This window comes from Calderihabitans maritimus (genome assembly GCF_002207765.1).
Lineage (GTDB): Bacteria > Bacillota > KKC1 > Calderihabitantales > Calderihabitantaceae > Calderihabitans > Calderihabitans maritimus.
In genome coordinates this window covers 1-12,197 of the sequence record NZ_BDGJ01000117.1, presented here as the reverse complement: position 1 = coordinate 12,197, position 12,197 = coordinate 1, and the positions used below count along the sequence as shown (strand labels likewise).

General features: G+C 49.3%; 10 protein-coding genes and 1 pseudogene. All 11 read right to left on the bottom strand.

What is annotated here, in order from left to right; genetic code table 11:
• Positions 1-215: 215 nt before the first annotated feature.
• Positions 216-398, bottom strand: a pseudogene (locus tag KKC1_RS17555) (helix-turn-helix domain-containing protein); the annotation flags it as partial.
• Positions 399-687: 289 nt separating this feature from the next.
• A complete protein-coding gene (locus KKC1_RS10115) occupies positions 688-1,068 on the bottom strand; it encodes a VanZ family protein (RefSeq protein ID WP_202820035.1) in 381 nt (126 codons plus the stop codon).
• 39 nt (positions 1,069-1,107) lie between these two features.
• Positions 1,108-1,776 (bottom strand): HEAT repeat domain-containing protein, encoded by a 669-nt coding sequence (locus KKC1_RS10110; protein WP_088554342.1) that lies wholly within the window; start codon positions 1,774-1,776, stop codon positions 1,108-1,110.
• 122 nt (positions 1,777-1,898) lie between these two features.
• Complete coding sequence (locus KKC1_RS10105; RefSeq protein WP_088554341.1) at positions 1,899-2,159, bottom strand: hypothetical protein; 261 nt, start codon at positions 2,157-2,159, stop codon at positions 1,899-1,901.
• A 28-nt stretch (positions 2,160-2,187) separates the two neighbouring features.
• Positions 2,188-3,273, bottom strand: a complete 1,086-nt coding sequence (locus tag KKC1_RS10100) for a glycosyltransferase family 4 protein (RefSeq protein ID WP_238134273.1) — start codon at positions 3,271-3,273, stop codon at positions 2,188-2,190.
• A 40-nt stretch (positions 3,274-3,313) separates the two neighbouring features.
• On the bottom strand, positions 3,314-3,739 hold the full coding sequence (gene fabZ, locus KKC1_RS10095; protein WP_088554339.1) for a 3-hydroxyacyl-ACP dehydratase FabZ: 426 nt from the start codon (positions 3,737-3,739) through the stop codon (positions 3,314-3,316).
• 72 nt (positions 3,740-3,811) lie between these two features.
• Positions 3,812-5,374, bottom strand: a complete 1,563-nt coding sequence (murJ, locus tag KKC1_RS10090) for a murein biosynthesis integral membrane protein MurJ (protein WP_088554338.1) — start codon at positions 5,372-5,374, stop codon at positions 3,812-3,814.
• 13 nt (positions 5,375-5,387) lie between these two features.
• The gene (gene csaB / locus KKC1_RS10085) at positions 5,388-6,488 is read right to left on the bottom strand and encodes a polysaccharide pyruvyl transferase CsaB (RefSeq protein ID WP_088554337.1); all 1,101 of its coding nucleotides are present in this window, start codon (positions 6,486-6,488) and stop codon (positions 5,388-5,390) included.
• On the bottom strand, positions 6,475-8,385 hold the full coding sequence (locus KKC1_RS10080) for a DUF5693 family protein (RefSeq protein WP_088554336.1): 1,911 nt from the start codon (positions 8,383-8,385) through the stop codon (positions 6,475-6,477). The genes csaB and KKC1_RS10080 overlap by 14 nt, the downstream gene beginning before the upstream one ends.
• A gap of 190 nt (positions 8,386-8,575) precedes the next feature.
• Positions 8,576-9,946, bottom strand: coding sequence for a M1 family metallopeptidase (locus KKC1_RS10075; RefSeq protein WP_088554335.1), 1,371 nt, complete (start codon positions 9,944-9,946; stop codon positions 8,576-8,578).
• Between the two features lie 44 nt (positions 9,947-9,990).
• On the bottom strand, positions 9,991-12,197 hold a 2,207-nt coding region (locus KKC1_RS10070; RefSeq protein ID WP_088554334.1), incomplete at its 5' end, for a cytochrome c3 family protein.

The following is a 12,197-nucleotide window of genomic DNA, read 5'->3' as shown; positions in this document are numbered from 1 at the left end:
CAGGTGCCCCTAACATCACCTCTCTTCAGACTAATTTCAGGCCCCTGTAACTCCCGGTTCTAGTCCGGGAATTGAAACCTTAAAAAGGAGGGGTAGCAATAACTTCTCTCTGCTACCCCAAAATGGGGGATTCAAGAAGAACCAAGAAGGTCCTCTTGAAATTTGTTAGCTATTACTATATATTAGAAAACAACCATGGTTAAAAAATGACCCACCTATTCTATTAGGAGCCTAGCTTCACGGTCGTTATCAATTAAGAAGTAGCAAAGTGGCACTTCAAAAATGTTTGCTAAAAGCAGCCAGTCATCCAGTTTTAATTTATCACTTTTGCCCCGTTCTATTAGACTCATTGTTTCTTCAGATATTCCCAAAATAGCAGCTAGTTCTTGCAGCGAAAAGTTTTTTTTTTTTACGCAATTGTCTCAGACGACGGCCGTACTTGTCAATACCCGTTAATTCAGTTGTTCGCCCTCGTCCTCGAATTTTACTACTGTTCCCCAAAAGTACCACCCCAACCTGTTGTTTTTAATTATACCTAGGCGGGGTGTATGCTGTCAATATATTTTTGTAAACGCCAGCCCGGGTGTCGGGGCCTGATGAACACCCGAGCTGTCTGCATAAAGGATTGTTCACTAATATATACGATACGCAAACAAAAAATCTTGCAGTTTTTTTTAATTTTTTTTTTTACCTTTTAACCTTAAACAAATAAAGCCTCAGAACCTGGGCTGACACTGCCCCTACTGCGTCAGCCAGTAAATCGCTAATGGCACTGGTCCTGCCCGGCACAAAATACTGGTGAATTTCATCGGTGATACCGTAAAAAATGCTTATAGCTACCGCCCAGGCGGCAATCTTCCCCGTAGGTAAATCCGGTGCGGTATTATGTAAGGCTCTGAATAAAAGGTAACTCAGCCCCATATATTCAAGCCCGTGGGAAAAATAGTCGGGAATGGTTACAAAGGAAACCTCTTCTCCCGTTTTGGAAGAGAAGTAAAAAATAACTCCCATGTAGAGAAATACAGGAACCCAATATGTTAATAAAAACCTAGCTTGTTTCCACCGCAATCTTGACCCTCATTTCCCCTGGGCTATGAAAAATTGCCTTTACAACAGTTTCTTATATTCCCGGTAATCTAAACCCCTGGCTTTGGCACATTGACGAAAATAATCGGGAGCCGGGTAAACGCTAAAACGGGCCTTTTCTCTACCACGTATAGGAAGCCAGTCAAGATAACGGGCTATGCGCATATTCTGTGCAGCCAGTTCCTGCAATAATTTCTGCCCCTGCGGTACCTTCTCCAAAGCCATACCGATAGCCTCACCCACGATTTCCCGCTTTACCAGGCGCCCGGCAGGGCTTGATCCATACTCCAGCAGGAACCGAACTGCTTCCTCGCCTCCGATGGAACCTATGGTCCATACCAAGCCTCGAATGAATATCGGATCTTGGTCATGAATAAAACCGGTTAAAGGTTTAACCGCAGCCGGGTCGCCCAGGCTGTGAAAAACCTCCAGACAGCGCAGGCGAAATTCTTCATCTTTCTCTTCTCGCAAATACTCCAGAAGGTCCGGTATAATGCCGGGGTGTGCTATTTGGTTGAGAGTGATAAAGGCCCGCGTACGGACTAAATAGTCGGGATGACGTACAAAAGAAAAAACGGCACGGCAAACTTCCTCATCCGGATACTGCGCTGCTTCCCGCAACAGTTCTATTAATTCCGAAGGACTCAAATTCGACTGTTGTAAGCGTTCCAAAAGGTCTTGTCTTTCCAACCTGTCTCCTCCCCGTTCCCAACCTGCTAACCTCTTCTCGTTAGCATTTTATGCTATACCATCATTATATGCAAGAGCCGTTCAAAGAAAAAAGCCCTCTTGAAAGAAGGCTTTTTTCTCTCTCATCTGCCGACCAGGGCTTCCAACCGGGCTACTTCCTCCGCCAAAGCCTGCAGGCGGGCTTGCAGGTTTTCGATTTCTTTTTTAAGTTGCTCCACATTTTCTTCTACTGCTTTCTCCACGTAGCTTTGAGCCACTACCGGGTCATTATATGAACCGGGTGTCGTATCTATGGAATCTGCCTGGGCAGCAGTACCTATCCAAAGAAGCAACAGCATTCCCACCAGTAACGCAACCCAAATTAACCCTTTCCTGCCCGTCATGATACCTCATCCTGCCTCCCTCTTAAAATCAACCGCTGAAATATTTTTTCAGCACCCGACTGATCGTTGAGGTGCGCACGGAAGAGCCTTTGAGCGGCGATTTGCTGCGGAGGACACCAAGGCGGTCGGCTCCCAAGAAAACCAGCATTACAATGCCTATCAAAATGATTACTCCCTGATCCGTAGTTAAACGGGTTAAAAGTATCGCACTTGCTCCTAAAATACCATTTAATGCGTATATGACCAGTACCGCCTGCCGGTGGGAGAGACCAACTTCCAGCAAGCGATGATGCAGGTGCTCCCTGTCGGCCTGGAAAATAGACCGGCCGCTAATATAACGGCGAAGGATAGCAAAAAAAGTGTCCAAAATGGGGATGCCCAGAATAAGCACCGGAACAAACAAAGAAATTATAGTTGCTCCTTTAGTCAGTCCCATAACCGCGAGTGCCGCCAGATTAAATCCCAGAAACAGTGACCCGCTGTCACCCATAAATATCTTGGCCGGAAAGAAATTATAACGCAGAAAACCGAGAACAGCCGCCGCCAAAATCAAAGCATAGTAGCCTACCTGTACCTGTCCTTCTGCCATGGCAACTACCGCTACGGTAACGGCAGCAATAGCAGACGTTCCGGAAGCCAGCCCGTCCAAACCATCAATCAAGTTAACAGCATTAGTGATTCCAATAACCCAAAAGATAGTTACCGGAACCGCCAGTTTGCCCAAGAAAATCATCCCGTCAAAGGGGTTAGTCAAAAAATCCACCTGCACACCGAAGAAAACGAGAACCAGGGCGCCTATAACCTGTCCCAGCAGCTTAACCGACGGTGAAATACCGAAAAAATCATCAGCCAGACCCAATACCAGTATAATGGAACCACCTGCTACCAGACCCATAAGCGGCCGGTCCAGAGGTTGGATAAGCAATACCGGAATCACAAAAGCCAGATATAGGGCCAGACCGCCCATTCGTGGCATAGGCTCCTTATGTATTTTCCTCTCGTTCGGAATGTCCACCGCTCCCATGCTGATGGCCACTTTTCTTATAAAGGGCGTCACCAGTAAGGCAATCCCAAAAGCGGCCACCATCGCTGCAACGGTAGATAACGGTATCAATATGTTTCCCTCCCCCGTAGATGCCATTACTCCAAGACTATTACTGGCTAATGGCGAACATCAACTCTCCCTCTGCTGCAATTTCCTCTCCTACCAGAGCTTTACCAAAGCCCTTGCCTACTTTTCCCCGGACTTTTAAAATTTCTACTTCTAACCTTAACTGGTCTCCAGGCATAACCTGCCGCCGGAATCGCACTTTGTCAATTCCAGCAAAAAGGGCAATCTTCCCGGCAAACTCCGGCATGCTCAAGATAGCCACCGCACCCACTTGGGCCAAAGCCTCGATAATAAGCACCCCCGGCATAATCGGATAGTCGGGAAAATGCCCCTGAAAGAAAGGCTCATTGATGGTTACGTTTTTAATCCCTATCGCTCTTTTCCCTTTTTCCAGCTCCACAATCCGGTCCACCAGTAAAAAAGGATAACGGTGAGGAATAATTTTTCGAATCTCATTTATATCCATCATCTACTCCTCCTAGACAATAATGTTACTAATTCTACAAAGGGCTTACGAATCCTTTCAACCTCTTTCTCGGAATTATTTTCTAGGAAATGGTCTCGCTCGCAGAAGGGTATGCATTAACAATTCCACCTCTTTCACCCTAAGCATTGCCGCCAGAAACCCAAAACAAATCACCCCGGTGATAATCCCCACACCTACCTCCGCCAACAGTAATTTCATACCTGCCAATCCGGACCAGGTTCTTATTGCTCCGGAAACTTTAAATACTACCACCGCCATTGCAAGGGAAGCCGCCCCTGTTCCGGCCAGAGATTTTCCTATCCGACGGTCGGGAAGACGCCCCAAGTGTTTTCTAAGACCACGGTAAAGCAATAAACTGTTAGCAGCAGCAGCCAGCGAATTAGCCAGGGCCAGACCGGTATGGGCCATAACGGGCAGAAAAATCATACTCAAAATGACGTTTATGCCTACAGAAAGCAGTCCCGTAACTACAGGCGTACGGGCATCATCCAGGGCATAGTAAGCCCGCGTAATTATCATATTAAAAGCTAGTGGTATCAATCCCCCGGCGAAGTACAGCAGGGCACTTGCGGTAAATAGGGTTGCCCTCCGGTCAAAAGCACCCCTTTCCAATAGCAGGCGTACCAGCGGTTCCCGCAACACCGCCAGTCCTACCGCTGCCGGTACGGCCACCACCAATACCATGCCCAGACCTTGAACTAAAGTTGTCGATAACTCCCGGTTTTTTTTGCCGATCGCCTGCTCCGCCATAGCGGGAAAAATAGCCGTGGAAACAGCAGCCACAAAAATTCCCAAAGGTAAAGACATCAAACGGTACGCATATTCCAACGCGGAAAGGCTTCCCGGCGGTAACCCAGAAGCAAAAACCCTGTTTAAAGCCAGATAAATCTGATTTACCGAAATACCCAAAATAACCGGTCCTACGGTCCAAAAGATTTTCTGCACCGCCGGGTGGCGCCAATCAAAACTGAAACTGTACTGAAATCCTAATCGCACCAACGCGGGAATCTGGATCAGCAAGAAGCCTATAAAACCTATTAAAGTACCAAGAGCCAACCGGTGGACATTAAAATCTTCAGCGAAAAACAGAACCGTAACGATAATTATAATATTCGTGAACCCGGGAGCAAAAGCCGGCACGGCAAAATAACGGTGGGCGTTAAGCATACCCGTTACCAGCATGCCCAGCCCCATAAAAAGTACCGACGGAAACATTATTCGAGTAAGCTCAATCGTCAATTTGGTCTGCTCCGTCGAAAAACCCGGAGCGGTAATTTTCACTAACCCCGGCGACCCTAAAATCCCGGCTATACTTATACCGGTCAATAAAACAGCCGCCAAATTCAGCAGGTTGCTCCCTGCCCGCCACGCCTCCTGTTTCCTGTCTTTCACCAGATACCCGGTGAATACGGGCACTACCGCCGAGACCAGCGCAAAGCCCAGTACCGCCTGTATCAAGTAGGGCCAGGTATAGGCCACCATGTAAGCGTCAGTCGCCTTGCCGGCCCCAAACCGATACGCGATAGCCGCGTCCCTGACAAATCCCAATGCTCTGCTCAAAAGATTCATAACCAAAACTACGCCCGCTGCCCGGGCAATTTGTTCTCCCTGGGACATCAAAAACCCCCCGCTAACGCCCGGTTAAAAGACGGACTGCCTGTCGAGTGTTTTCCCGGGCCCGGTACCTTAAATCAGGCAGAACATGCTCCAGTCTCTCCTTCAATTCTTCTCGCCTGTCTAACCCCCATTCGACCGCCTTCACCAGTTGTTCCGGAGTAATCTCTTCTACCCTGCCGGCATTGATCTGACCAGTCATTTTTATAAAACTGTCTATTTTGGGATCATAAGAAACTCCTATGATGGGAACCCGTGCCACTGCAGCCAAAATCAGAGCATGCAGCCTCATACCGATTACTAAATCCATCCCCTGCATTATCCCTAGAAGAGTTTCAACGGAAGGCTGCTGTTCCAATATGGCGGAGTCCTCTTTCATTAACGAAGCAGTTTCCCGGCAGGCATTTAAATCCTCGGGAAAATGCATGGGCAAAAAAATAACCTTCCACCCTCGCTCTACCAAACGGTCGCCAACCCGGGCAAAAATTAATCTGGCTTCTTCCCATCCCTTCCATTTCCGGACGGAAATACCGGCCAACGGGGCCCCTTTCTCCATCAGATTTGGGAACAACCCTGCAAAAGAAACGCTTTGAATTCGGTCGGAATCTAGCCCCAAAACCGGATCTGCGGTCACCTTTATCGATGGTCTGGTTACGCCCAACTGTTTTAAAAAAAGGCCGGATTCCTCATCCCTTACGGTAATCAGGTCAACCCGGTTTACTGCCAACCGTGTCAGCCATTTGCCCGGCAAGGTATTAATAGGTCCGATTCCCTGGGCATATATCATCACCCGTTTTCCCAACAGGCGGGCAACTGCTATAACTCCCAGATAATACAAGAGGCTCTTTATTCCCGTCACATCCTGCAGCAGACTGCCTCCTCCGCTCAACACTAGGTCAGCCCGGCTGACAGCCCTAATCACCTGGAGTAGACTCCAACGGTTGACTGCCCTCACATCATGACTCGCCATCGTCTTCTCTGGCCGGTGGGACAGCACCGTTATCTCCAATTCCGGCACCAATTCCCGAAGCTGCCTGATCATACTGTAAAGGACAGCTTCGTCTCCCGTGTTGTCAAAGCCGTAATAGCCTGATATTACTACTTTACTCTTTTTCATATCTATACCTGCTCCCCAGGTCTGCAAATCGACGGTACAGGGCTATTAATATCAAACCTGCTATTATTCCTAACCACAGGCCGTTGAAGGTCCGCAGCAGAGAAACCGCCAGAGGCGTATGTATATGAGCAAAGGTATTGATCAGCGATACCTGGCCGATGCTGCCCAAAAGAAGTAAAGGCAGCCATCTTTCCCGATAACCCAAATAGAATAACGTGAGTAGTAAAGGATGCCCTATTAAAAATTCCTTGGTCCGCGGCCGGGCAATCAGTATTTCCTGCAGTAACGACCTCACTTTAAGTTCAATCCCGCTGACCAGAGCCGTTTCATTACCCGAACGGTTTATGTAAACAACTCCTACCAGAGCCAGAAAACCAAATAATAAAACAAGCTTAACCGTAACTGGTTTCTCCAAAAAATCATAAAACCACTTTAACCATTCTTTCTCCCTGTACTTAATCAGGAAAACGAAGAACAGCAACAGGGGAGGGGCCAAAAAAGACAGCTTAACGCCAGCGAACTGGTCCAGCTTAAGCATAAAACCCACGTCCCGCAGTAATCCCACAATCAGAAATGCTCCTGCCATCGAAGTCAGCGAAGTTAATACCAGTAAGCCTACGCTCCGCCAAATGCCGGACGGTTTCTGTCCCAGCAGCCCGGCAACCGCCAGGGTAGGAAATACCACACTGATACCTAAAGCCATAATTTTACGACCCATGGCCACTTGCCCTCCGGCCAGAAGGATTGCCCAAACCAGCACTGCCAATCCTCCCAGCAGCAATGATAATCGGCTCCAACCAATAAGTTCCAGCAGCAACATTCCTCCCGCTATACCACCTAACCCGATGCAAAAAAGCCAAATACGGGAAACGGGAAGAGGCCTGAACGGCCTGGCCGCTCCCAGTTCAAATCCTCTCTTCTTCAATGTTTCGGTAAGCTGCCCGATATAATTTAGATTATCTTCCAGCCAATCCTTAGTCTTCAAAGGAGAAAAAAAGCGAACAAAAAGAACGCGTACGTTGCGGTCTGTAACCGCCAGTAAATACCGATCGATAGCCTGGCGAGGCGACATCTTTCCCAGCTCACTTTGAGATATAGAATGAAGCCGCACGGCGTTTTTATCTAGCTTCCAGGCCAGCCTGCTTAACCCCTGTTGGGTATAAAACTCTATCAGGCCCACGGGAGCATTGAAACGCCGCACCTCATCCGCCAGAACATTCAGCTTATCCGGGTAGCCGGGCAGGATTCGGTCGTTAAATAGAACAGCGGAAATATGCTCGTAACCTTCTAGGGCCTGCAAAGAGGCACGAATGCTGTAATCGGTAACTTCCGGCCAATTTTTTATCTGCACCAGCGCATTAAGGCCTAATTCTCGCGTCATACGCAGCGCCCGTTCGGGAAACCCCAAACCATATTCCTTTAAAACATTACTGGGAAGGGGACTTCCCACCAGGTACACTCCCTCCGTATCCACCCAAAATGTATCCACCAAGCTGGTCTTGGCCTTGAGCTGTTCATAAAGCCTCCGGTAAGTCTCAGCGTCCCGCGTCAAAAAATAGGTATATTCCATTCTTAAAGGCAAAGAACGGTAACCCGGGTCGACTGCCAGCCGGGAACCGCTCGTGGTCCAGGCCTGCCCCTGTTCCTCCAGATCGACCAGTGTCTGTTCTTTAAAAAGTACTCCCGTAACTCCCTTCCCCTTGAGGAGTTCCAAAACTTCCCTTTCTTTCATGTTCTTGAAAGCAGCCAGTTCTTTTACCTGTTGATAATCTACTGCCACTTCCACCGTACGGTTCTCTCTTTCCACCTGGTGACGCTGCCAGGCCAGAAAAAGAGAAACGATCACCGCCACTCCCACTACTCCAACCAGAATTGCCCTGTACCACTGCCGGAACATATGTAACCTCCTGCATAACTTTGATTTCACCAGTCGAACACTAAATATATTCTATCAGTATTGATAAGCCACTACAAGTGACTTCTGCCGTGGTGCGCCTTTATTCCTCTCATGAATTACTAATCCTTTTTTAAGTTTTAGGTTTAGACATAAATAACCACCTTTAACGGTGGTTAAAATATCATGGTTTTCACTTATAATTGGCAACGAAATTCATCATTTCCTTTCCATTAATGATCTTAAACCGGTATTTATGGTACAGTTCCTTTAGGAGCCTTAGTACCTTTTCCCGGCCCACAAATTGTTCCAGGGTGTCCCAGTAGAGAGCAGCCCCGTGATAAACTGTATCTATGTACTGCGTCCGTTCCTGGAAGGCAGTAACCGGCTGGTAGAAGTCTAGCAGGGCCGCTTGTGTCTCTTTCCTTTCCCAAGGCTTTTCCACGTTTTCTTTTCCGTACAGGTTTTCCATATAAAGATAGGCGGAGTAGGTAGCCAGTCCCTCGTCAATCCAGGGCTCCTGAAGCTGGTCGTTGCCCACTGCCCCATACCACCACTGGTGGGCAATCTCATGGGCCAATATCCACTGGAGCCTCTTCGGAGTAATTACTTCGCGGCTGGAAATCATCACCAGGCCGGGGTATTCCATTCCCTGAAGAGGGTACAGGGAAGTCTCCGCCACCGCCAGGGACGGATAGGGATAAGGGCCGAAAACTGCTGCATAATACTGCAGCACATCGACCGCCGTATTTACCAGCCTACGGACATGATTGAAGCCTTCCGGGCTATAAGCGTAAACCACTACGCCGTCCACCTGGCGTCTGGCCACCACAAAATCCGAAGATATCACCAGGGCAAAGTCCCGCATGTTGTTCCCTTGAAAAACTATAGTTTTCGTTTCATCCTTGTGAGTTTGTTCCTCCCCGGAAGTACCGGCTGCCACTATTTTCTTTTGCGGAACAGTGATTTTCACTTCATAGTTACCAACCAGGCTGGTAAAAGGATCACCTACCGGAGGGTATTTCGTACTTTCGTGCCCTTCCGGAGCCAAGATCGGAAACCAGTTACCCAAGTTGAGGATATGGTCGGCATAACCGTAGCGATATCTGACCCGGGGAACTTCCAAAGTATACTCAAAGGTCACAGTAGCTTTTTCTCCCAAGTCTAATCCGGTTAAAGGAACGGTAATTAATACCCCTTCTATTTCCGGGTCGACCTTTTGGCCTCCCGTAGTTACCGTATGCAAATCTACCGCTCCCGCATCAAAGCCGTAAGGGTAGGCTTCGGGCGGTGCAGGAGTGGTATCTTCCCGGGAAAACGCCAGAGGCCAGAAATGAAAGCGGACCCGACCGCCGCCGGAATAAGTAAATTCCACCTGCTGACGGACTTCCAGTCGCCTTTCACCTTCCAGCCGAGCCTCGATGCGATAAAAAGGTTCCCGGACAGCGACTGCCGGAGAGCTTTCCGGTTCAGTTCTTACGGGGGCCGGTTTAGGCACCGAGGGCTGCCACAAAAACAGCAGGAAAATAACTATGCCAAGCAATATCAATGTCGTCCATTTCATAAGTATCTGTCCCTTCGACGTTAAAGATTTGGTTATGCTTTCCCTTAATCCAGGCTCGGATTATCGACCGCCGCTGGATAAAAGTAGTCCTCCTTAAAAGCATGGGACCTGATATCGTATTCATTAATACTGACAGCCGTGTACGGCATGTAACGATCAATGTCTAATACCTGCCCGTGACAAGTACCGCAGGTCTGCTGTAAGGTCAGTTTCAACGGCCTGCCATCGTCGCTTAACCCGTGAGAATCGTGGCAGGTGTTACAGGTCATTATCCCCGTCAGGTAGTGCTTGCTCAGAAGAAAGTCCTGGTATTGCATGTGGTTGCCTTTGGCGGTCCCGTCCGGCCAGAAGTAGGTCCCGTCATCGTTGATTTTGTCTAAAACGGTGAAAGTCTCGGCCAGGATTTGTCCCGGGATGAATCCGTAGGCATCTTCTCTGACCCCGTCTTTGTTTATCCCCCGGGCATGGCACTGCCCGCATACTTCTATGGCCCGGTCCTGGTCGAGTTTACCCGGGTTTATAATGTTCCCTTCTCCCGGGTGTTTGCTATGCTTGCTGCCCGGCCCGTGGCAGGATTCGCACCCTATACCGTGGTCTTGGAATATTACATTTTCTCCGGTGTTGCCGTTGAAGCCGGTTACGTGGCAGGCTATACAAGTGTCGTCCCAGTCTACGGTTTCCCCCGGCCTGTAGCTTTCCCATTTTGCTTCTTTTACATCCCATACCACCTGGTTCCCGGTAGCCACCCGGTAGCCCAGGGTTCCGTTTTTAAAAACGTACATTTGCTTCCATTTGGAGCCAAGGGTGTAGGCTACATCTTCGGGTTGGCCGTAGTAGGTGCTGAGTTCTACGGACCAGTTGTCTTTGGCGGTGGTTAGGATGCCGCTGGTGTCTAGGGAGGTTACCTCCTTTACCATGTTAGCATGAAGGGTGATTTTCCATTCGTCGTATCTTTTCCGGTGGCAGAATTTACAGGTCTGGGCGCTGACATATTCCGCTCCCTCTAGGGTGAAGTAGTCGGCGGTGTTGCCGGAAACTGATCCCGGGTCTTTCTGGCCGGAATTGGCCAGGTATCCTTCGTTGGCTTCTGCTTTCTGGTGGCAGGCTTCACAGGTGGCCATGTTGGGCATGCGTTTTAAGGCGGAAGAGCCTGCCAGTTCTTTGGTGTGGTCTTCTTGCTGCCAGTAGTCGCCATAGGTCCGGTCGGGGTCTATGGTTTGCTGCCAGTATTCCTGATCTACTCCGTGGGCGGTGTGGCAGGTAAGGCAGATCAGTTTTCGGTTTCGTTCCTGGTCTGTTTCGTATTTCAACAGTTCGGAGAATTCGTACGGGCTCTCTGTATCTTTGACGCCTATCTGGTGCCGATAGACTCTGGAGTAAGTTCCGGTAAGTATTCTACCGGAGCTGGTTTTGGTGGTTGAGGCCGTGTAGTAGTCGGTGTGGCAGGCGCCGCAGAATTCACTGGTGCCGTCCTGGTAGGTTATGGTTTCGTTGGCGGTCAGGTATCCGTCTATGTCCATGATTACTCTCAAGGAAGGGAAGAAGGTTGCTTTTATTTGTTTGCCGGTCTGGGGAGTATCGAAGACTATTCTGGTGTAGCCCCGGCTGTTGTCTATGGTTGGTTGAGCTATTTCCACGTTGTTAAATTCGTCATAAACGTACGTGATTACTCCGTATTCATAACCGGTTAACATGTAATAGGGCAGTCGGGTGGTGTCTTGTTCGGGATACGCCACAAATACGGTGCTTTCTTCGTTTACGGCGGTCAGGGGGTAGTAGGTTTTTTTGTTGCGCCTGGCCCAGCCGTTGGGGTCGGGGTTGAGTATCCGGGCGTTGCCGCCCAACCCGTGGGGGTTATGGCAGCTTTCACAGCCGAACCGGATGCCCCAGCTTACGGGTTCTATAGACCCGTCTTCGTTTTCTTCGTAGACGGTTATGGTAGAGCCCCCGGGAGCGGAGGCGATGTTTAGGGTTCCTTTTACGTTGTGGCGGGAGAGGTAGCTTTCCTTGCCGAGGCCGAATTTGCCACCGGAGGTCCTTCTGCCGGTGTCGGCTATTTTGCCTTCTACAACATTATAAGTGGTTTTGACGGTGCCGTCGTGGCAGGCCATGCAGGTGTCATATATGGTGTACCATTGCAACAAGCCCGGTCCCACGGCGGTGTGGGTTCTATGGCAGGAGGCGCAGGCGTCGGTATCCCGGGTATAGCTGGTGTGAATACGGTAGCTCGCCGGGTCGGTTTCGTTAGGCA

Coding starts and splice junctions, on each gene's coding strand:
- KKC1_RS10075 (WP_088554335.1), bottom strand. CDS start 9,946: ATGAAATGGACGACATTGATATTGCTTGGCATAGTTATTTTCCTGCTG.
- csaB (WP_088554337.1), bottom strand. CDS start 6,488: ATGAAAAAGAGTAAAGTAGTAATATCAGGCTATTACGGCTTTGACAAC.
- murJ (WP_088554338.1), bottom strand. CDS start 5,374: ATGTCCCAGGGAGAACAAATTGCCCGGGCAGCGGGCGTAGTTTTGGTT.
- fabZ (WP_088554339.1), bottom strand. CDS start 3,739: ATGATGGATATAAATGAGATTCGAAAAATTATTCCTCACCGTTATCCT.
- KKC1_RS10080 (WP_088554336.1), bottom strand. CDS start 8,385: ATGTTCCGGCAGTGGTACAGGGCAATTCTGGTTGGAGTAGTGGGAGTG.
- KKC1_RS10105 (WP_088554341.1), bottom strand. CDS start 2,159: ATGACGGGCAGGAAAGGGTTAATTTGGGTTGCGTTACTGGTGGGAATG.